The sequence below is a fragment of the Patiriisocius sp. 208BN25-11 genome (assembly GCF_058147145.1).
On record NZ_JBYVJY010000004.1, the window covers coordinates 143,750 to 165,925 of the forward strand.

At 36.7% G+C, this 22,176-nt stretch carries 19 protein-coding genes; 14 read left to right on the plus strand and 5 right to left on the minus strand.

What is annotated here, in order from left to right; translation table 11 throughout:
- Positions 1 to 13 precede the first annotated feature (13 nt).
- The 6 genes from ACY2RS_RS07215 (at position 14) to ACY2RS_RS07240 (ending at position 4,521) form a co-directional block, all read left to right on the plus strand.
- On the plus strand, positions 14 to 844 hold the full coding sequence (locus tag ACY2RS_RS07215) for a cell envelope biogenesis protein OmpA (RefSeq protein ID WP_490097954.1): 831 nt from the start codon (positions 14 to 16) through the stop codon (positions 842 to 844).
- Complete coding sequence (locus tag ACY2RS_RS07220; protein WP_490097955.1) at positions 823 to 1,314, plus strand: Rab family GTPase; 492 nt, start codon at positions 823 to 825, stop codon at positions 1,312 to 1,314. Before ACY2RS_RS07215 ends, ACY2RS_RS07220 begins: the two co-directional genes overlap by 22 nt.
- The gene (locus ACY2RS_RS07225) at positions 1,311 to 1,916 is read left to right on the plus strand and encodes a hypothetical protein (protein ID WP_490097956.1); all 606 of its coding nucleotides are present in this window, start codon (positions 1,311 to 1,313) and stop codon (positions 1,914 to 1,916) included. The genes ACY2RS_RS07220 and ACY2RS_RS07225 overlap by 4 nt, the downstream gene beginning before the upstream one ends.
- A gap of 122 nt (positions 1,917 to 2,038) precedes the next feature.
- Positions 2,039 to 2,410 carry a hypothetical protein gene (locus ACY2RS_RS07230; protein ID WP_490097957.1) on the plus strand — a complete coding sequence of 124 codons (372 nt, stop codon included), beginning with the start codon at positions 2,039 to 2,041 and terminating at the stop codon, positions 2,408 to 2,410.
- 126 nt (positions 2,411 to 2,536) lie between these two features.
- Positions 2,537 to 3,028, plus strand: a complete 492-nt coding sequence (locus ACY2RS_RS07235; protein ID WP_490097958.1) for a Rab family GTPase — start codon at positions 2,537 to 2,539, stop codon at positions 3,026 to 3,028.
- On the plus strand, positions 3,025 to 4,521 hold the full coding sequence (locus ACY2RS_RS07240; protein WP_490097959.1) for an ATP-binding response regulator: 1,497 nt from the start codon (positions 3,025 to 3,027) through the stop codon (positions 4,519 to 4,521). The genes ACY2RS_RS07235 and ACY2RS_RS07240 overlap by 4 nt, the downstream gene beginning before the upstream one ends.
- A 4-nt stretch (positions 4,522 to 4,525) precedes the next feature.
- On the opposite strand, the gene ACY2RS_RS07245 is transcribed toward ACY2RS_RS07240, so the two are convergent.
- Positions 4,526 to 4,951 (minus strand): tellurite resistance TerB family protein, encoded by a 426-nt coding sequence (locus tag ACY2RS_RS07245; protein WP_490097960.1) that lies wholly within the window; start codon positions 4,949 to 4,951, stop codon positions 4,526 to 4,528.
- A gap of 123 nt (positions 4,952 to 5,074) precedes the next feature.
- Positions 5,075 to 6,982 carry an acetate--CoA ligase gene (gene acs, locus ACY2RS_RS07250; RefSeq protein WP_490097961.1) on the minus strand — a complete coding sequence of 636 codons (1,908 nt, stop codon included), beginning with the start codon at positions 6,980 to 6,982 and terminating at the stop codon, positions 5,075 to 5,077.
- Between the two features lie 147 nt (positions 6,983 to 7,129).
- Here acs and ACY2RS_RS07255 point away from each other — a divergent pair, with 147 nt between their 5' ends.
- The 4 genes from ACY2RS_RS07255 (at position 7,130) to ACY2RS_RS07270 (ending at position 13,739) form a co-directional block, all read left to right on the plus strand.
- Positions 7,130 to 7,912, plus strand: coding sequence for a TspO-related membrane protein (locus ACY2RS_RS07255; RefSeq protein ID WP_490097962.1), 783 nt, complete (start codon positions 7,130 to 7,132; stop codon positions 7,910 to 7,912).
- 60 nt (positions 7,913 to 7,972) lie between these two features.
- A complete protein-coding gene (mfd, locus tag ACY2RS_RS07260; RefSeq protein ID WP_490097963.1) occupies positions 7,973 to 11,335 on the plus strand; it encodes a transcription-repair coupling factor in 3,363 nt (1,120 codons plus the stop codon).
- A gap of 40 nt (positions 11,336 to 11,375) precedes the next feature.
- Complete coding sequence (locus ACY2RS_RS07265; RefSeq protein WP_490097964.1) at positions 11,376 to 12,728, plus strand: TlpA family protein disulfide reductase; 1,353 nt, start codon at positions 11,376 to 11,378, stop codon at positions 12,726 to 12,728.
- A gap of 174 nt (positions 12,729 to 12,902) precedes the next feature.
- The gene (locus tag ACY2RS_RS07270; RefSeq protein WP_490097965.1) at positions 12,903 to 13,739 is read left to right on the plus strand and encodes a helix-turn-helix domain-containing protein; all 837 of its coding nucleotides are present in this window, start codon (positions 12,903 to 12,905) and stop codon (positions 13,737 to 13,739) included.
- Here ACY2RS_RS07270 and ACY2RS_RS07275 read toward each other — a convergent pair.
- From ACY2RS_RS07275 to ACY2RS_RS07285, 3 genes are all read right to left on the minus strand, one after another.
- On the minus strand, positions 13,736 to 14,095 hold the full coding sequence (locus tag ACY2RS_RS07275; RefSeq protein WP_490097966.1) for a YraN family protein: 360 nt from the start codon (positions 14,093 to 14,095) through the stop codon (positions 13,736 to 13,738). The genes ACY2RS_RS07270 and ACY2RS_RS07275 overlap by 4 nt on opposite strands.
- A gap of 84 nt (positions 14,096 to 14,179) precedes the next feature.
- Positions 14,180 to 14,983 carry an energy transducer TonB gene (locus tag ACY2RS_RS07280; RefSeq protein WP_490097967.1) on the minus strand — a complete coding sequence of 268 codons (804 nt, stop codon included), beginning with the start codon at positions 14,981 to 14,983 and terminating at the stop codon, positions 14,180 to 14,182.
- Positions 14,984 to 15,094: 111 nt separating this feature from the next.
- The gene (locus ACY2RS_RS07285; RefSeq protein WP_490097968.1) at positions 15,095 to 16,003 is read right to left on the minus strand and encodes a S66 peptidase family protein; all 909 of its coding nucleotides are present in this window, start codon (positions 16,001 to 16,003) and stop codon (positions 15,095 to 15,097) included.
- A 117-nt stretch (positions 16,004 to 16,120) separates the two neighbouring features.
- Here ACY2RS_RS07285 and ACY2RS_RS07290 point away from each other — a divergent pair, with 117 nt between their 5' ends.
- The 4 genes from ACY2RS_RS07290 (at position 16,121) to metG (ending at position 22,132) form a co-directional block, all read left to right on the plus strand.
- Positions 16,121 to 17,590, plus strand: a complete 1,470-nt coding sequence (locus ACY2RS_RS07290; RefSeq protein WP_490097969.1) for a DUF1800 domain-containing protein — start codon at positions 16,121 to 16,123, stop codon at positions 17,588 to 17,590.
- A 7-nt stretch (positions 17,591 to 17,597) separates the two neighbouring features.
- Positions 17,598 to 19,220, plus strand: coding sequence for a DUF1501 domain-containing protein (locus ACY2RS_RS07295; RefSeq protein WP_490097970.1), 1,623 nt, complete (start codon positions 17,598 to 17,600; stop codon positions 19,218 to 19,220).
- 168 nt (positions 19,221 to 19,388) lie between these two features.
- Positions 19,389 to 19,844, plus strand: a complete 456-nt coding sequence (locus ACY2RS_RS07300) for a hypothetical protein (RefSeq protein WP_490097971.1) — start codon at positions 19,389 to 19,391, stop codon at positions 19,842 to 19,844.
- Between the two features lie 224 nt (positions 19,845 to 20,068).
- The gene (gene metG, locus ACY2RS_RS07305; protein WP_490097972.1) at positions 20,069 to 22,132 is read left to right on the plus strand and encodes a methionine--tRNA ligase; all 2,064 of its coding nucleotides are present in this window, start codon (positions 20,069 to 20,071) and stop codon (positions 22,130 to 22,132) included.
- The last annotated feature ends 44 nt before the right edge of the window (positions 22,133 to 22,176 follow it).

The window sequence follows — 22,176 nt, forward strand, 5'->3', positions numbered from 1 at the left end:
TGAAACAATACGTATGGTAAAAGAAGATGAAAAATTACAGCTTCTTAGAGACATCTTGTTGGTAGACGACAGGACAATTGCCGATGCCATAACCCAGCGTGTTGAAACCATAACAGAAACCATCGAGACACAGGAAAAGCTTTCTGAAAAAGTTGATCCTATTATTGAAGAAAAATTAAAAGCCTTTGTCGAGGACATTCCTACACGTCTTGGTCCTGTTATTACAAAAACTCTAAAAGAAGAAATTGCCAACTCCAAAGATGCTGTTGTTGAAGCCCTGTATCCTATCATGGGGCAAATGATTAAAAAATACATTGCAGCCGAACTCAAACGCTTCTCTGAAGAAGTAAATGGTAAAGTAAACAACGCCTTGTCTTTTGAAACAATACGACGAAAGATTCGTGCAAAATTTAGTGGAAATTCTGAAAGTGAGGTGTTACTAAGTGAGCTTGATAGACCCGTTATTAATGAAATATTTGCCATCCAAAAAGGATCTGGAATTCTATTAGGGAGCTACAACCCAAATTCTATGGTAGATAAAGACATGGTTTCTGGAATGCTTACTGCTATTAAAAGTTTTGTGGAAGACGCTTTTCAAGGTGAAACTCAGAACCTAGAATCTATTGATTATGAAACATATAGTATTCATATTCAAAATTTTCATTCGTATTATATTGCCGTTGTTATCTCGGGCACATACACCAATTCCTTCGAAAATAAATTGGAAAACAGTCTTTTAAAAGCTTCAAAAAGCTTATCTTCAAGGATAGATTCTCTATCCCGTGAGGAGGTTGATAGCATTTTAAAATCATTTTTCAAAAAATGGAAAAGTCAAAAAAAATAGTCTTACTTGGACAATTTGGCGTTGGTAAAACCTCGCTGGTACGACGTTTTATGCATGATACTTTTGGAGATGATTACAAATCTACTTTGGGGGTAGAAATTTCAAAAAAAAACATAACGCTTTCTTCTGGCAAGGTCATGTCTATGATTATCTGGGATTTGGAAGGATTTTCTAAAATTTCCAAAACAAGAAAATCGTATCTTGTTGGTTCTAAAGGCTTTATTTACGTGTTTGATGCTACACGACCTGTTACGTTCGCAATACTTACTGAAGAAATACTATACATCTCTGAACACTATCCTGCCGTAGATTTATTGGTGGTTGGAAATAAAAAAGATGAGTTAGAAGATAGCAAATTAAAGGCTATTCAAAGAAAATATCCAGAACTCATCCATAGCTTTGTAAGCGCTAAAACAGGTGATGGAGTGTCTCAATTATTTACTGATCTAGCACAAAAAATATCGAAATGAGCACAGAAAAAAAATCGTATTTTTCAACAAAGATTCAAGAAGTACATGCATCTCTTAGTGGCGACATCACCTCTAGCAGTAACACTTTGTTTGATATTCAAAATGGGCAAAATTTATACGCCTTACATCCTTTTTTTGAAAGCCTAGAAGAAGTCTTTAATACCACAGACAGTACTCAAAAAAATCTAGCATTTCCATGTGTTAAACTTATCATCAATAACACGGAGGCCATTTGTGATATTACTATAAAAAAAGAAAGAGGCGAGCTTGCCATCTTATTTTTTGATTACTCGCAGCATTATGAAAACTTACATGAAGCTGCTCAAGAAAAGAAAACTGCAATGCTTCAGGAACAAGCCTTTGATTTATCTAAAAAACATCTAGAGGAGAAAAAAGTATACTTAGATTTTATGAAAGATAGAATTGATGACAAGCTTATCCATAGCTTAGCGTATGTTGTTGGTAAAGTTGAAGAGCTAAAAGAGAGTGAACTTACGCTAGATCAACGAGAAATTCTTGAAAAAATAGAACATAACATAGGTAGCTTTCATCTAAGAGCCATACAAATTCGTGAAGAACTTGACTTTGATTTTGAAGAATAAACTTGGGTTTTCGCCAAAACACGCTAAAAATTAGCTCTACGAAACAACAAAAAGAAGTCCTTTTTTAAATTTTTATCGTTCTTTGTAAGAAACAGCTTACTTTTTTAATTAATCATAGCACCATGGGGACTAACAATATTGTATTTAAAAATGTTCTTCATTATGTACACGTAGATACAAAAGGCCTTATTACTTCTACAGATAATACTTTATTTACTCTAAAAATAGGTGATCCTATTTCAGATTTTCATCCTATATTTTTAAATGCAATACCACAACTCCTAGAAAATAGCACAAAAACATTAGCGTACCCTGGATTGTATATAGACTACAATAACAAGAAATTTTATTGCGATGTAAGTATGAATTCAGGAACAGATTTCATTGCAATAATGTTCTTTAACTACACGAATAGTTATCATAAAAAACAAAAGGAAGCACAATTAAAGAATGAAACACATCTATTGAAGTCTCAAAATCAAAAAAAATTATAATACGCAAAGATATAATTGAAGTATTTACTGGTGTTTTCGATATAAAACAAAAAACAAAGTTTAATCTCAGAAAATCTAAGTATTTTGCCTATATATTTGTAGTAGCAACTCTAATTTAATTATCAAATGTCATACCCTAAAAAGGTGGTGCTTCTAGGTCATTTTGGCGTAGGAAAAACTAGTTTAATCCGCCGTTTCGTAGACGAGCAATTTAGTGAAGACTACTTAGTGACTGTTGGTGTACATGTTAAAAAGAAAGACATAGCCGTTGGTGGTCAAACCATTACGCTTGTCATCTGGGACATTGAAGGAAACACTTCAATAGAGAAAGCAAGAAAATCATACCTCATAGGTGCTCAAGGTTTTGTGTATGTTTTTGATGTTTCTAGACCTGAAACCTATGAAAATCTCACCGATGAAATGAACTTTCTCAAACAACATCATCCAAACATTCCGGTTGTTGTTTTAGGGAATAAGAAAGATTTATTTGAAGACACGGTTTCTGAAGAATACTTTAAAAATGAAAAATTTGAAAATTGTCTTTTCACCAGTGCTAAAACTGGAGAACATGTAGAAGAGTCGTTTTTAAAACTCACCAAAAATATCTTGAAGGCATGAGTATTGAGACGATAAAAAAAGAAGCATTAGATAAAAAAATTCAGGTTATTGAAGTAACTAATAGTACCGAAATAGTCGCTTCAGACAACACAATTTTTACGCTTAAGCCTAAACAAAAGCTTACCGAATTGCACCCTTTTTTTTATACGCTTGTAGAAATTCTACAAAATCTACAAGAACCTATCCAATTTCCTTGTGTTAATATTGAAATAGATGGCAAAAGAAAAATAATTGACATAGACATCTTGAAAAAAGGTGGAAATCTCTATCTAGTATTTATAGATTTCTCTGAACACTACAAAGATTCTCAACCTCTGGTTCAAGAAAAGAACGAATCTTCAATCGCAAAAAATAAATTGTCTTTTGAAAGAGAACTACTATTTGCAAAAGAAGAGTTTAAAAATCAATTTTTATCGCATCTCAATCATGAGATTAGAAGCCCATTAAACAACCTTATTGGTTTTACAGACATCCTTGCAGAAACAAACTTAACATTTCAGCAAAAAGAAACTGTCAATGTCATTAACAAAACAGGAATGCACATCAAAGTATTGATGGATGATTTGTTAGACATTTCAAAAATTGAAACTGGAAATATTGTACTCAAACACATCCCGTTTAACCTCACCAATATTGTGGTGAATATCATAAAGCATTTCCAAATTAAAAAGCGAAACAGCTCTCTTAAAGTTGATTATACTATAGAGAAAGAAGTCCCCATAAAATATTATGGAGACCCCACAAGAATCAATCAAATTTTGTACAACCTTCTAAACAATGCATATAACAATACAGAGGAAGGAACTATTCTATTAAACGTTTCATTGAACTCTGAAAAAGACAAAACTGCTACTATTGCATTCAAAATTTCTGATACTGGTGTTGGCATTGCTAAAGAAGAACTTTCTAAAATTTTTGAATCTTACAAACAGCTGCAGCTTGATGCCATTAAACCTATTGGTGAAGGTCTAGGCTTAAAAATTGTAAAAGACCTTAGTGAAGCATTAAATGGTTCGGTATCTGTTACTAGTATTGAAGGAAAAGGATCTGTATTTACAGTAACACTGCCTCTTGAAACCAGAAACACCTACAAAGAGAAAAAAACAATCCCAAAAGGTTCTGGGATTGTTATGAGTAAAAGAATCCTCATTATAGAAGATGACCAGATAAGCCAAATGTTATTCATGAAACAATTTTTGAATAATGAAGAAGGCTATCAAATAGAAATAGTGTCTAGTATTGAGCAAGCAAAAGAACGACTCTCCAAAAAAAGCTATGCAACGATCATAACCAAAGTAAAATTGCCTAATAACAGCATAGCGTCTTTGTTTGATTTTGTAAAAAACAACTCAGAGGAAACACCGATTATAGTTGCAAGTGGAAAAGCAATGATTGATGAGCAAGAACAAATGCTAGCAGACGGTGCAAATTTATTCTTGAAGAAACCTTACACCAAAAAAGAATTATTTAAAGCACTAAAAAAAGTGATTTAATCTATTATTTTTTATTTAATAGGTAACGGTAATCTTCCATATCAAGACCTCCTTGGTAGATTTCAATAGAACGCTTGATAAGTTTTGTAGCAAGCTCTTCTGTATACCCTAACCCAATTGCGTACTTTTCAATTAAAGCACGTTCTTCTGCATCAATTTCATGATCTGCAAAAATCATTTCAAATAAATCGTGCATACGCTCCAAACGTCTGTCTGCATCATTGGGTGGATTTATTGGGTATTTTGAAGGGTTTTTTAATACTTCTTCATACTCCACTACATCAATATTTAATTTACGAGCAAAACGGCGCAACATCTTTTCTTCTTCTTCTCCTAATGTTCCGTCGACGCAAGCAATACTAGCAATACTAGCAAAATGCCCTAGGTTACGTTTGTGCTCTCCGCTCTCAAATAAATCTGTAAATGACATAGTATAAATTTTAAACCGCAAATATAAAATAAGTCCTTCTAAAATTCGAAATAAGTGAGCAATTCTTTTTTATTTAATTCGGAAACTTTAGTGGGTCACTATTGTTTTAGAAAACAATACATTTTACAGCGCATTATCTATAATGTCTTGCACAACTTCAGGATTTAGAAGCGTTGAAATATCTCCTAGATTCCCTGTTTCTTTTTCTGCGATTTTACGTAAAATTCTGCGCATTATTTTTCCGCTTCTTGTTTTGGGCAAGCCTGTTGTAAATTGAATTTTATCCAGTTTGGCTATAGGACCAATCTCTTTAGCAATCATAGCATTGACTTCTTGACGCAGGCTATCTTGATCTTTCCCTTCTGCGTTTTTTAAGGTCATATACCCATACAGGGCAGTACCTTTAATATCGTGTGGAAAACCAACCACAGCACTTTCTGCAACTTGTGGATGCTGGTTTATAGCATCTTCTATAGGTGCCGTTCCTAAATTATGTCCGGAGACAATAATAACATCATCAACTCTTCCGGTAATTCTATAATTTCCTTTTGCATCTCGCAAGGCACCATCTCCTGTAAAATATTTACCTGCAAAAGCCGAGAAGTAGGTTTCTTTATAGCGTTGATGGTTTCCATAAATAGTGCGCGCCATAGAAGGCCAAGGAAATGCAATGCACAATTTCCCTTGTGCTTCTTTAGATTTAATTTCATGGCCTTCATCGTCCATCAACACAGGTCGGATGCCTGGCAAAGGTTTTGTTGCATAGGTAGGGATTTGCTCAGTAATGCCAGGTAAAGAAGTGACCATGATTCCGCCAGTTTCGGTTTGCCACCAAGTATCTACGATAGGCGATTTGTTTTTTCCAATATGGTCGTCGTACCAATGCCAAGCCTCTTCATTAATAGGTTCTCCAACCGTTCCTAATACTTTTAAAGAAGACAAGTCATGTTTCTCTACTAAGGCTAACGATTCTTTTGCCAAAGCTCTAATAGCGGTAGGCGCGGTATAAAACTGATTGATCTTATGTTTGGCAACAATTTCCCAAAAACGTCCCGCATCTGGATAAGTTGGTACTCCTTCAAACATGACAGAAGTAGCTCCATTTGCTAAGGGCCCGTAGACAATATAACTGTGTCCTGTAATCCATCCAATATCTGCAGTACACCAATACACATCGTCTTCTTGGTATTGAAATACATTTTTAAAAGAGTAGGCACTGTACACCATATACCCCGCAGTAGTGTGCACCATACCTTTAGGTTTTCCGGTAGATCCAGAAGTGTATAAAATAAATAGCGGATCTTCTGCATCCATAATTTCGGGTTCGCAAACACTAGAAGCTCGCTCTAATAAAGGTTCCAACCAATAATCACGGTTTTCGGTCAAGGTAATTTCCGAAGCTATACGTTGTACCACCAAAACCGTTGCTACACCATTACATTCTAGTAATGCCGCGTCTACAATAGATTTTAAATCGATGGTTTTACCTCCTCGAAAAGAACCATCACTTGTAATCACCATTTTGCAATCGCAATCGTTTATTCTAGTGGCTAAAGCTGTTGCCGAAAAGCCCGCAAACACTACAGAATGTACCGCGCCAATTCTAGCACAAGCCAAAACTGAAATCGCTAACTCGGGTATCATAGGCAAATACAAACACACACGATCTCCTTTTTTAATGCCTTTATCTTTTAAAACATTTGCCATTTTACACACACGATCATGCAACTCTTGATAGCTAATATGTTCGGCTGGGCTATCTGGGTTGTTTGGTTCAAAAAGCAAGGCTGTTTTAGTACCACGAGTTTTCAAATGTCTATCAATACAATTCACCGTGATGTTTAATTGTGCTCCTTGAAACCAACTCACTTTTGGTGCCGAGAGGTCATGTTCAACCACAGAATGCCAAGGCTGTATCCAGTCAAAATTTTCACGGGCAATGGTGTCCCAAAACGTTTCAGGATCTCTTAATGCATCCTGATATGCTTCTTTATATGCTTCATTTGACGGAATGTGATAGTGGTTTTTCATCTTCGGAAATTTTAAAGCTTGAAGGTACATATTTTTTTAAATGCTGCATATAAAAAAGTCCCCTGTCACTTCATAATTTTACTATAATTTTAACTAGCACTATCAAGTGCATACTGTATTTTCACCGCCACATTAACACACCATCTTATGTCGAAAAAATTATTGCAGCTTCTCAATGTGCTATTTTTTATAGCTACGCTTTATATGAATTATGCTTCGAGTGCAGGACTGTTTAACAATACTACTCAGGCAACGATGAGTGCCAAATACCAAACCCTATTTACTCCTGCCAGCTATGCTTTTTCTATTTGGGGCCTTATTTATTTGTTGCTATTGGGCTTTGTTGTTTTTCAATCTAAATCTTTTTTCAACAAGACCCTCAATGATTCTTTTGTAGAAAAAACAGGAATTTGGTTTATAGCTAGTTGTGTAGCCAACAGCCTTTGGTGTTACTTATTTGTAAGTGACTATATCTTGGCTTCTACTTTTGTGATATTCTTTATATTATTTTGCTTACTCCAAATCATAAAAAACAATGCTATAAAAATAGGTAAAGCATCTACAACTACGTATCTTTTTTTATGGCTTCCTTTTATCATTTACAGCGGCTGGCTTACGGTAGCTTGTGTAGCAAACGTGACGCTATTTCTCACCAAAATACAATGGAATGGTTTGGGATTGGCTCCAGAAACATGGACCCTCTTTATAATAGGCATCGCAACCGCGGTCAACCTATTAGTAACTTGGAGACGCAACATCCCAGAATTTGCCCTAGTAGGGGTTTGGGCGCTTATTGCCATTGGCGTAGCCAACTCTGGAAGTTATGAGAGCATTAAAATAGCAGCCTACTGTGCTGCAGGAATATTGTTATTGAGTAGTTTATTAAAAGGATTTCTCCTTACACCTAAAAAACAACAAACCACTTTGTGACCTACTTGGTTTGAGTTACTTTTGCATACATTTAAAAACATCCGTTTTTCGGGATGAATCATGAGTAAAACCCTTGTTCGCTCCCTCTTTAAGGAGTCTTCTGCATTAGCACGTTTAACTACCCAGCTTACACAAGAAAGCAGGGATAACTACGTTGTGTCTGGATTGGTTGGTAGTGCAGTAAGTATTAGTATTGCTGAAATTTTCAAAGCCACAGAACTTCCTTTTTTATTAATACTAAACGATAAAGAAGAAGCCGCTTATCACCTCAACGATCTAGAAAACCTACTGGGCGATGACAATGTCTTGTTCTATCCCGGAAGTTACCGTAGACCTTATCAAATTGAAGAAACAGACAACGCTAATGTTTTGTTGCGAAGCGAAGTCTTAAACCGTATTAACTCCCGCAGAAAACCTGCCTTAATTGTCACCTATCCCGAAGCCTTGTTTGAGAAAGTAGTGACCAAAAAAGAGCTAGAAAAAAATACCCTTAAAATTTCAGTTGGAGAAGAAATATCCATCGATTTTGTAAATGAAGTACTGTTTGAATACGCTTTTAAACGTGCCGATTTTGTGACAGAACCTGGAGAATTTTCGGTGCGTGGTGGAATTCTAGATGTCTTTTCATTTAGCAATGATGAACCCTACAGAATCGAATTTTTTGGCGATGAAATAGACAGCATTAGAACCTTCGATGTTGAAACACAACTATCCTTTGAGCAGCTAAAAAAAATTGCCATCATCCCCAACGTAGAAAACAAAATGATGGAAGAAAACCGAGAAAGTTTTCTAAAATACATTTCGAACAAAACGGTAATCTGTCTCAAAAACCAAGAAGTACTTAGCGGAGCTATTGATAAACTTTTCATGAAAGCTACCGAGGCCTTTACAAAAGCAACAGGAGAAGTTAGAATTAACAAGCCAGAAGAGTTGTTTTGCACCTCTCTCTTGTTAAAAGAACAACTGGAGGGCTATCAAAGAATCACCTTTTCAAATTCATCCCGAAAGCTTTCGGGATCTATTACCCCTTTTGTTTCTTTTTATACCAAACCACAGCCTTCTTTTAATAAGCAATTCGATTTATTAATCGAAAATCTAAACAAGAATACCGAAGAAGGCTACACCAATTATATTTTTTGCAGTAGCGACCAACAAGCCAAACGCTTTCAAGATATTTTTGAAGATGCGCAAGGTCATGTAGAACAATTTGAAACCATTGTATTCCCTTTATACCAAGGATTTATTGATCATGAAAACAAACATATTTGTTACACAGATCATCAAATTTTTGAACGCTATCATAAGTTTAATCTCAAGAATGGCTACGCAAAAAAGCAAGCCATTACACTTAAGGAACTTACCAACCTTGAAGTTGGAGATTATGTAACACATATAGATCACGGAATTGGAAAGTTTGGTGGACTTCAGAAAATTGAAGTAGAAGGCAAGCAGCAAGAAGCTATTAAATTAGTGTATGGCGAGCGAGATATTTTATATTTAAGTATCCATTCCTTGCATAAAATAAGCAAATTTAATGGCAAGGATGGCACCACACCTAAAATCTATAAATTAGGAAGTGCCGCTTGGAAAAAACTAAAGCAGAAAACCAAGGCTAGAGTCAAACATATTGCTTTCAACTTAATAGAACTTTACGCTAAAAGGAGATTGCAAAAAGGGTTTCAATATGATCCAGATAGTTATCTGCAGCATGAGCTAGAATCTAGCTTTATGTTTGAGGACACACCAGACCAGTCTACTGCCACAGCAGATGTAAAAGCAGACATGGAAAGCGAACGCCCCATGGATCGCTTGGTCTGTGGTGATGTTGGGTTTGGGAAAACAGAAGTAGCTGTTCGTGCCGCTTTTAAAGCAGTTGACAATGGCAAACAAGTGGCTATTTTAGTCCCCACCACGATTCTTGCATTTCAGCATTTCAAAACCTTCAGCGAACGTTTGGCCAACATGCCCGTGAAAGTAGATTACCTCAACCGTTTTAGAACTGCCAAAGAGCGAAAGAACGTGCTTGAAAATTTAAAAAATGGACGCTTAGATATTGTGATTGGCACACACCAATTGGTAAGCAAAGCGATTGAATTTAAAGACCTTGGTTTACTCATTATAGATGAAGAACAAAAATTTGGAGTTGCTGTAAAAGACAAACTCAAAACCATTAAAGAAAATGTAGATACATTAACACTAACAGCTACACCAATTCCAAGAACATTACAGTTTAGTTTAATGGCTGCCAGGGATCTAAGTGTCATTACCACACCACCACCCAACCGCTATCCAGTAGAAACTAATGTGATTCGTTTTGGAGAGGAAATCATTCGTGATGCCATTAGATATGAAATATCTAGGGGTGGACAAACTTTCTTTGTCCATAACCGCATCGAAAATATTAAGGAGGTTGCGGGCATGATACAACGCTTGGTGCCCGATGCTAAAATTGGAATTGGACACGGGCAAATGGATGGTAAAAAACTCGAAGCACTCATGCTTGGGTTCATGAACAATGAATTTGATGTTTTGGTGGCAACCACTATTATAGAGAGTGGTTTAGACGTAAGTAACGCCAATACTATATTTATAAACAATGCCAACAATTTTGGCTTAAGCGACTTACACCAAATGCGAGGGCGTGTAGGTAGAAGTAACAAAAAAGCTTTCTGTTATTTTATAACACCTCCCTATTCTGCGATGACAGACGACGCTAGAAAACGTATCACAGCCCTAGAACAATTTAGTGATTTGGGAAGTGGTATTAACATTGCCATGAAAGATCTTGAAATTCGTGGTGCTGGAGATTTGCTTGGTGGCGAACAAAGTGGCTTTATCAATGAAATTGGTTTTGAAACCTATCAGAAAATTTTAGCAGAAGCCATCGAAGAACTAAAAGAGAAAGAGTTTAAAGATCTGTACACAGATGCCGACAAGGATTTCAAAAATAGAACCTTTGTAAAAGAAGTCATCATTGACACAGATTTTGAGTTATTATTCCCAGATGATTATGTGAATAATATCACGGAAAGATTAAACCTCTACACGAAGTTAAATGAATTGAAAGATCAGGCTGGGCTGTTAACATTTCAGAAAGCATTAGAAGACCGCTTTGGAGAACTTCCTGAAGAAGTACAAGGCTTGCTTGACAGCGTAAGAATAAAATGGATTGCCATACACATGGGACTAGAGAGAGTTGTGATGAAACAAGGACGTTTTATTGGTTATTTTATTAGCGATCAGCAAAGTGATTTTTACCAGACCGAAGCTTTTTCTAAAGTCTTGCAATTTGTGCAAAACCATTCAAAATTGGTGAAAATGAAAGAGAAGCAAACCCGCAATGGGCTACGATTATTGCTTACTATCGAAAAGGTATCCTCTGTTTCTAGAGCGTTAGAGGTCTTACAACGATTTTCGGCATAGGAGTTGCTTTGTAAATTGTATCTTTATAAAAAATAATGTGATGTTTAAAAAACTACTTTTTTTACTATGCTTTCCAATCGCAGTTTTTGCGCAACATACCCTAAAAGGAAACTTTGCTGCTGAAAACGGATACCAATTTGGAATCTTATACAGAATTGCCCCAGACAATGTATTTTATGTAGCAGATTCGAATGTAGCCAGTGATGGAAGTTATGAGCTTTCTTTAAAAGAAGATTTGACGCCAGGAATGTATCGCTTGGTTTATAATTTACCTCAAGACCAACATTTTTTCGATTTTATTTACAGCGGTGACCAAGACATCGAATTTAATTTCGCAAAAGATAAGAGTGTTACGTTCAGCAATTCTAAAGACAACATTATTTGGACAGCATATCGAGGAAAAACATTTCAGTTTGAAAAAGAATTAGTAGATATTTTAAGTGAAGAAGAACCCAATGTAAAAAAACTATCAAAAGCTCTAGATACACATCAAGAATGGCATAACGAGATCGTAAAAGAAGCAAACGGGTTATTGGTTGCATCTTTAATAGCAGCCACACAACCCTATTTTGCTAAAAAAATCAAGACCGTAAATCAATACGAAGTACAGGCCAAAAAAGCTTATCTAGGAAATATAGATTTTACCAACACCACACTTCAAAATTCGGGCATCCCGCTAGAGCAGTGTATTAAGTACATTTTTAATTATTCGGACATGGATAATAAAACGGCTTCTAGGAAATATAATATAGACGATGTAGCTGCTGCCATAAGTACTACCGAAAGTCTGTATCAAAAACACTTACTGTATAGTATTTATACCTTTATGGTAGCTAATGAACAAGTGGAGGTTGCCAATTATCTTGCAGAAAAACATTTAATCCCCATTGCAACTACCCTACAAGATACTGCTCTAGTTAGTCAGCTAAACACATACAAGAACATCTCTTTAGGTGCTAAAGCGCCCAACTTTACCTGGCCAGAATATGATGGAGATGACGAAATTACAAATTCATTACATGCACTTGACTCAGCCCAAACTTATGTTATTGTATTTTGGAGTAGCCTGTGTTCGCATTGTTTAAAAGAAGTGCCTGTACTACATGAAAAAATTACAACGATGGAGGAAGGTGCTGTAAAAGTAATTGCTGTGGGACTAGAAGATTTTGAAGCAGAATGGACCCCTAAGGCATCTCAGTTTACCGAATTTATTAACGTTTGTGGTCTAGGGAAATGGGACAACGAAATTGGAAACAAATATGATGTCACTGCAACCCCTACCTATTTTGTACTTGATGCAGACAAAAAGATTACAGCAAAGCCAGAAACCCTTGAAGCACTGTTTTCTTTACTAGAAAATACAACAACAAAAGAAGACGTTGAAGAAAAGTAATACCGTATAGCCTAAAAAAAAACAAAAAAAGTCTTTGAAATATTTCAAGGACTTTTTTTGTGAAGTACTATAAACACTAATCTGTCGGGTAAATGACGGGTAAAAATAGTTGTAATTTATTGGTTTTTGAAACATCCCATTGTAGTATTGCCTTGTAATTAAAATCAGAGCACCATGAAACAGCCAGAACTAGGACAAAAAATTCTTGAACTAAGAAAACAAAAAGGATATACTCAAGAAGAATTGGTAGAACAATGCAATATTAGTGTTCGTACCATACAGCGTATAGAGGCAGGAGAAGTTACTCCAAGAATCTTTACAGTAAAAACCATTCTTGAAGTCTTAGATTACCCCTTAGAAAAATTACATACCTCTCCTGTAGAAACAAAATTTAAAGAATTATTGTTATTAAAAATTGATGATTCTAAACAGGCTTCGTTTTTAACAAAACAATTTAAATATGCATGGATTGCTGGTATTGTGTTTTTTGTAATTGGGTTTATAGAGTTTCCTTCAGATTTTGCGCGTTTGTATGAAAATGAAATGCTACTGGCAACACCCGTTTATGTATTGGTAAAATTAGTGAGCCTAGCATCCTTCTTGTTTTTTATGAGAGGTTTCGTGCTCATGGGGTCTATTTTAAACAATTATTTTTTAAAAATTGTCGCCTTTATTTTTATTGCCATTAATTGCAGCTTCTATATTTATGATTTTGCTTCACTTGTCTTTGATATATCTAGAAGCTATGAAGCCATCTTAATAGGGCAATCTATTGCATTTGGTGTGGTAGGAATCTTATTGGGTATTGCTGTAATACGTTTGACCAATGCCCTAGGGAATGTAGCTATGGTAACAGGTATTTTTGAAATTGTAACCTATGCTTTATTTACGACGGTCATTTTTGCTTTTGGAGGTTTTGTACTATTAATTCCTACCCTTATACTTGAAATAATATTGCTATATAAAGCCATGAAACTCATAGAGCAAAAACAGCAAGAATTAGAAGCTTAGAAATGATAAAATGCGTTTTTGAAATGTTCGATACGTTGGGTGGTTTTGTTTTTTAAAACGGCAACAATATCAAAGCATGTTTCAAGTTCGATGCTATTAGAAACAAGATATTCATTAGCAGCCTTTACTAGTAATTTAATTTTGGCGGGGGTGACAAAAGATTGAGGATCACCAAAGAAATCACTATTCCTGGTTTTTACCTCGACGATGATAATTTGATCATCCTTTTGAGCAATGATATCTATTTCGGCCTTTTTGAAGGTCCAATTTCGCTCTAAAATAGTGTAGTTCTTATCCAGTAAAAATTGGGTGGCAAGTGCTTCCCCCAAAGCTCCTAAGTCGTTATGCTCTGCCATAGTGTGTATACAGATGCTAGAACTTGAGAGGGAGTTTTGAATATAAATATACTAGATTTATTTTTATGCAATACACTTAGAGCATTAGCAACCCATCAAACCAAAAGAAACCACCAATTCTTGAGCAACTTTTTTACCATCGACATTCTCTGCTGGTTCCCAAGAACCGGGAACATTTTTAAGTATCTCAATCATTTTTTCATCTACTTCGGGATATCCCGAAGAGCGATCTAGGCGCACGTTTTCAATGGCCCCTTTTTGGTTTACTGTAAAATAGAGTTTAGCAGGTTTCAATTTTTCTGGCACAATATCTTTTATAACTTCTTGACTTTCTAATGTTAGATAATTTTTCAAGACTTCCTTTCCTAAAAAATAACGCGTCTGCTTTTCGGGAACAATAGTGAGATAGGGTGAATCATAATCATGTTCTAGCCCTCCTGCTCCACTATTTTTTTTTAAGTATTCTGCTTTAATCATAAAACTAGTATCATAACTAGTGGCCTTTAACAAAGCAAGTTGCCCTTCTGTAAATGTAGCCATATAACCTACTTCACTAGCTTCCGTCTCTTCATCATTTTCTATAATCGTGATACGTACGGAGGTTAACTTTTCCATTTCTTGAAGTTTGTAATCATCAAAAAAGGTGTCAATTGTTGTAGCATTTTTGATCACCTCTCTTTTAACTGGAGCAAATCTCGGACCTATATCGTAGATAAAATCGATAACATCCTTTTTAACTTCTATCGTTTCTTCAACATCATGAATCGCTAATGCATCAGACACAGAAGATTCCAACGCAAGGGTTTCATTGCTTTTTGTACTATGTGAACAAGACAAAATCGTTAATGATATACACACCGCGCTTACAATTAAAAAACTAATTTTCATGTTCGTATAATTTATGATTTACAAGGGTAAATGTATAGGATAAAACAGGTAAGATACTGATATTATATGTCAAAAAAGTGTGATTTTATTGTGAAAACGCGTTTTAGACAATTACAAATACCTTACACTCACTTTGTCTTTTTGTACTTCTAGTTCCACTTCGGTTCCCAATACCAAGGCCCTATTGTCTTCGATATGTCCCATGGGAAAATGAAAACAAACAGGAAAGGCATACTCGGCTACAGCCTCAAAAATTATTTCTATTGCTGTTTTTCCAAAAGGAATGGTATTATCACGCATCACACTCATACCTCCTACAATGAGTCCAGCGAGTTTTGCTAATCTTCCACTACGTTTTAGATTTTGGAGCATCCTGTCTATGTGATATAACATTTCATCTAGATCTTCTATGACTAAAATGTTACCTTCCCAATTCACTTCTGAAGGGCTATTCAAAATGCTATAAAGCACAGATAAATTTCCCCCTAAAAGCGTGCCCGTTGCTTTTCCAGCTCTTGACAAAGATGGGGTTTCTAACTCATAAGAAATGCCGCTAACATTTCCAAAGAGTGCATCCCGCAACGTATCACGAGACGCTTGGGTTCTTTTTTCGATCTCCAAACACATTTGCCCATGTATAGAAGCAATTCCAAGGGTGTTGATATGGCTGTGCAATACGGTAACATCACTATAGCCGATAATCCATTTTGGATGTTCAATAAACTGAGTGAAATCTAAGGCATCTACCATACGAACCGTTCCGTACCCACCCCGCGCACACCAAATAGCTTTAATGTCTGGATTGTCTAGTACCTCCTGAAAATCTTGAGTACGCAATGCATCATCTCCTGCATATTGATCTTGTTCGGCACCGATGGTAGCCCCAAAATATACTTGCAAACCCATCTCTTGTGCAAACAAAATAGCAGGCTCTAAATCACTTTTGGTTAGTTTTCGAGCTGTAGAAACAATAGCTATAGTATCCTCTTTTTTGAGGCTTTGTGGCTGTTTATGAGGCACTTTATTCAATTTTAACACACTAAATATTAAACTTTTGAGTTATCTTTAGGTCAAATAGACACACGTACGTTAAAAGTACACATGATTTGCCCAAATCAACCATTAAAATATATTTTTATGGCAATTACTACCAACCCTCCCTGTAATACCGCATCGATTGCACCCTATGTGCCATCTGGAACAAATCCTTGGACTTCTCAAAAGATAAAACATGTCTATAGGCGTTTAGGATATGGTGCAAATTTAGCTACTGTAGATGCAGCCTTAGCGATGAGTCCAGAAGAACTAATCGACTCGATTGTAGATAGTGCTGCTGTATTACCCACAACACCAGCGCCTCCATGGGGAAACTTTTCTTTAAGTGATTTCGAAAACTTTGATGAAGACAATCAAACCTTTATTCAAAACTGGCTTACACAAACCTCAAATGATACAATATCAACGAGCCTCCGTGGAAGACTCACCATGTTTTGGATGAATCATTTTGTAACAGAGCTAGAAACGTATTTCTATGCACCCTATATGTATCAATACTACACCTTGATGCAGTCTTTTTGCCTCGGAAATTTTAAAGAATTCGTTAGAGCTGTAGGTATAAATTCTACTATGTTAGTATACCTCAACGGCTTTGAAAACACCAACTTTAATCCTAATGAAAACTACGCTAGAGAATTATTTGAATTGTTTACTCTTGGAGAAGATAACAATTACACACAACAAGATATCTTAGAAGCTTCTAGAGCATTAACAGGATATAACCATTGGGACGAACCTGGTGCTCCTATCTATTTTGATGAAAGTACTTGGGATGAAAATCCTAAAAGTGTCTTCGGCTCTGAAGACTTTTTCACCTATGACGAGCTTATAGACACCTTGTTTGAACTTAGAGAAACAGAAATAGCGCAATTTATCTGCACCAAACTGTATCGCTTTTTTGTAAGCAACGAATACGATGCAATTACACAGCAAGAAATTATAAACCCATTAGCTCAAACACTCATAGACTCCAATTTTGAAATGGTGCCTATGCTAAAACAACTCTTTAAAAGTGAGCACTTTTTTGATGAGCGTGCCTTAGGAGTGGTGATTAAGAGTCCGTTTGACATCATTTTTACCTATCTCAACGAAACTAATTTCTATTATGACGACACCATGATGGGTGCTGTTAATTACTATGCAGGTCTCGTAGGACAAGAATTATACGATCCACCAGATGTTTCGGGTTGGCAACGAGATGAAACTTGGATCAACTCATCTACCCTTACAGGAAGATGGCAAATGATGGAGTTTTTACACAACTACTTGTACGGTGAAGAACTCCAGGCTTCTTTTGTCGAATTGGCTAGAGAATTATCAAGTGACAGTAACGATCCTTTTGTAATCACAAGAGCAGTAGTTGATTTCTTTGTATCTAAGGAACTATTTACCGAAAATGATTACGATGTTGCAACCACCATTTTAAAATGGGAAGTGCCTCAAAATTATTACGATGATGGCCTTTGGAATCTTGATTGGGAATCTGCTCCTTATCAAGTATACCTATTACTCGTCCATATGATGAGAATGCCAGAATTTCAACTTAAATAATACTGCTATGTGTACCGATCATACCCACCATACCCCAGGAACAAATGACAATAAAAAAGCGCATGAACAAGAACACGCTACCTGGAACCGTCGTTCTTTTATTCAAGCATTAGGTCTAGCAGGCGCAGGAAGCATGGTACTTGGAGGCACCAATGTAAGTGCAACAGCACCCTCTCCTTTATCTGTAGCCTTAGCACAATCTGAAAACGATAATATTTTAGTCATAATCCGTCTCAAAGGAGGTAACGATGGCCTTAATACCATTGTACCCGTATACGATTACGATACATATGCCAACCTAAGGCCTACCATTCGTCACCAAGAAAATGATTTATTAATGCTAAATTCAGATTTTGGAATTCCTAACTATATGGGAGCCTTAGAATCTGTTTGGGGAGATGGTAACATGAAAGTAATTCACGGTGTTGGATATCCAGAACAAAACTTATCGCATTTTAGATCCAGTGAAATTTGGGCTTCTACAGATGCTATCAATTTTGAACCTACAGGTTGGTGGGGACGTTATTTTGAAGATTTATATCCAGATTACTTAATCAATCCACCAGAGGTTCCGCCTGCAATTCAAATTGGTAGTATCGGAAACCTTATTTTTGAAGGTACCGATAATAATTATGCATTTTCTGTAGCCAATCCAGATCAACTTGAAAATGTTGCAGAAAATGGATCTTTACATGACGTTGTAAATATTCCAGATTGTGTATATGGAGATAAGTTATTGTTTATGCGTGCTACCACAAACACAACATTTACCTATGCTGGCGTAATTAATGACGCCTATATGGCATCCACCAATGAGGCTCCTTACACAGACGATCCACTTTCTGATCAACTAGCTATTATAGCAAGAATGATTAAAGGTGGTTTAGGCACCAAAGTGTATATGGTGTCTCTAGAAAGTTTTGACACCCATGCAAATCAAGCAATACGACACCAAGAATTATTAGAAGATCTGGCAACCTCCATCAAGAACTTTTACGATGATTTAGCTACAGCTGGATATGACGACAAAGTACTAGGGATGACCATTTCAGAATTTGGACGCCGTCCGTTCGAAAACGGTTCTAACGGAACAGATCACGGAGCTGCCTCACCCACCATGTTGTTTGGTGCTGGACTCAACGGAAGTGGCTTTGTAGGAACACATCCAAACATAGATCAAAGTGCTTGGGATAACAATAGCAACCTAGTCCCTTCAACAGATTTTAGGGATGTATATGCTACCGTTTTAACAGATTGGTTTTGCTTAGACCCTAGTGTGGTGAGTACTATTTTATTGAACGAAACTTTCGAAACACTAAACCTTGGATTTAATTGTGAAGGTTTAGGCGGTCAAGACTTCGGAAATGTTAGTAATTTCACACATATTCCTACCTATAGAAACAACCGTACGTTTATTGAAATTAACATGAAAAACGGCGCCCATGTAGATCTAAAACTCTATAATATTTTAGGACAAGAAGTAGCCACGCTAGCAAATGAAATTTTATATCCTGGCAACCATATTGTTGATGTAAAAGCGAAAGCCAATACACGTTTGGCCTACGGACAATACATCTACAGAATCAACACCGGAGGAGAATTTTATAGCAAGAGTATTCTAATTAAGTAATCTTTGGTTGTTGGTCTTTAGACGTTAGTCTATTGTCAACCAACACTAAGAAAGAGTAGTAAACAAACCACCAACGACTTGTGCGCCGAAGCTTCAGCGAAGGAGTAAGCGGTCTAACTTGTAAGCCTTTCCAAAAAATAGAGACCAATCCTTCATAAAAATACTATTATGAAGTCATTCCTCCTTTTATTTATCATCGGTATCACCAGTATCTCAGCACAACAATTTAATCCTATCGAAAACACAGATCTATCACAACTAACAGATGGCTGGTACAAGTTTGTCACAGACAACGCATCTTTTGATGTAGAAGTGATTAACCATACCCTCAACAAAGGAAACATTACCTGGTTTGATGGCAGCAGCTATTCTGGAGATCTCAGAGGAAATACCCTGCACGGCAAAGGCACATATACTTGGCCAAACGGAATGAAATACGAAGGAAAGCTAAAAAAACACATGCGTCACGGCAAAGGCACCCTTACCCTACAAAACAAAAACAAATGGAGCGGTACCTGGAAAGAAAATCGCAAAAATGGCAAAGGAAAAATCTTCGACGCCAAAGGCATAGTCATCAAAGAAGGCACCTGGGAAAATGACGTGCTCGTTCAGGAAAAATCCTAGTTAGTCATTAGTCTTTGGTCTTTAGACATTAGTCAATCTTCTTTCAATGAGCGTAGCGAATGGTCTATCATCCATCAGTGAGCAAAGCGAACGATCTAACAGCGACTTGTGCGCCAAAGCTTTTTAGCGAAGGAGCAAGCGGTCTATCTTCTACCAGATAAAATCACTATTTTTGCAGCTTTACTAATTGCAAAAAACACCTCGCTTAAAACGAGGCAATCAACATGAGCCAAGATCCAAAAAGATATACCATTACCGCTGCATTACCTTATACCAATGGCCCTGTGCATATTGGACATTTAGCAGGCGTCTACGTACCCGCCGATATTTATGCACGTTTTCAACGCTTACAAGGTAAAGATGTTGCTTTTGTGTGTGGTAGTGATGAGCACGGTGTGCCTATTACCATCAAGGCAAAAAAAGAAGGCATTACACCACAGCAAGTAGTTGATAAATACCATGGTATTATCAAGCAATCGTTTCAAGATTTTGGAATCTCATTCGATAATTATTCTCGTACTTCTGCCAAAGTACATCACGATACAGCAAGTGCCTTTTTTGAAAAATTATATAAAGAAGGGAAGTTTATAGAAGAGGTGACCGAACAATTGTACGATGCAGAAGCCAACCAGTTTCTAGCCGATCGTTTTGTGATAGGAACCTGTCCAAAGTGTGGGAACGAAGAAAGCTATGGCGACCAATGTGAAAACTGCGGTACGTCTCATAATGCAACAGACCTTATCAATCCAAAAAGTGCCATTACTGGCGCTACACCTACGGTAAAAGCTACTAAACACTGGTTTTTACCCCTAGATCAATACGAACCCTTTTTAAAAGATTGGATTCTCGACAGCCATAAAAAAGACTGGAAAGCTAATGTATATGGCCAATGCAAATCATGGATCGATGATGGATTACGTCCGCGTGCCGTTACCCGTGATCTCGATTGGGGAATTCCCGTCCCTGCCCCCGATGCAGAAGGAAAAGTATTGTACGTTTGGTTCGATGCACCTATTGGGTACATCTCTGCAACCAAAGAATGGGCAGCACAAGAAGGAAAAGATTGGGAACCTTATTGGAAAGATGAAGACACGAAATTATTACATTTTATAGGAAAAGATAATATTGTATTTCACTGTATCATTTTCCCGAGTATGCTTAAAGCAGATGGTAGTTATGTCTTGCCAAACAACGTACCTGCCAACGAGTTTTTAAATCTAGAAGGCAACAAAATTTCTACCTCAAAAAATTGGGCGGTTTGGTTGCATGAATACCTAGAAGATTTCCCGGGTCAGCAAGATGTATTGCGCTATGTACTCACTGCCAATGCACCAGAAACCAAAGACAACGATTTTACTTGGGCAGATTTTCAAGCTAGAAATAATAATGAATTGGTGGCTATCTTCGGAAATTTTATAAACCGAGTAACGGTCCTAACACACAAATACTATGACGGGGTGGTTCCTACTCCGGGCGAACTTTCTGAAATAGATGAAAAAACCCTAACCGAATTACGAGCCTACCCAGCAGTGATTGAAAGTTCTATAGAACGTTATCGTTTTAGAGAAGCACAACAAGAGCTGATGAATGTAGCGCGTTTAGGTAACAAATACTTAGCAGACGAAGAACCTTGGAAGACCATTAAAACAGATGAAGAACGCACCAAAACTGTGATGTTTGTGGCTTTACAAATTGCATCTGCATTGGCTATTTTAAGCGAACCTTTTTTACCGCACACGTCAGCAACACTTAAAAATTTATTGAATCTAGCTGGAAATGATACCGAATGGCGTTATGTTCCTGTGAGACGTTTTTTAATAGAAGCTGGACACACTATTGAAAAGTCTCAATTGCTTTTTAGTAAAGTAGAAGACAAACAAATACAAGCACAATTAGACAAATTAGCCGCTAGCAAACTCGCCAATGAGATTGCTAGCAAAGAGGTGACACCTCAAAAAGACACCTGTACTTTTGATGATTTCACCAAGCTAGACATGCGTGTTGGGACCATTATTGAAGCAGAAAAAATGCCGAAAGCAAAAAAGCTACTCGTATTAAAAGTAGACACAGGTATTGATGTTCGCACTATTGTTTCTGGTATTGCTGAAAGTTTCAAACCAGAAGACATTATAGGAAAACAAGTAACCGTGCTGGTAAACCTAGCGCCAAGAGCATTGCGTGGCGTAGAAAGTGAAGGCATGATTTTAATGACCGAAATGCCTGATGGGAAACTGGTTTTTGTAAATCCAGACCAACAAGGTGTTACTAATGGGGAGACAATAAATTAATAACATTCAATACAAGCCTCTTAGTAAAATCAAGAGGCTTTTTC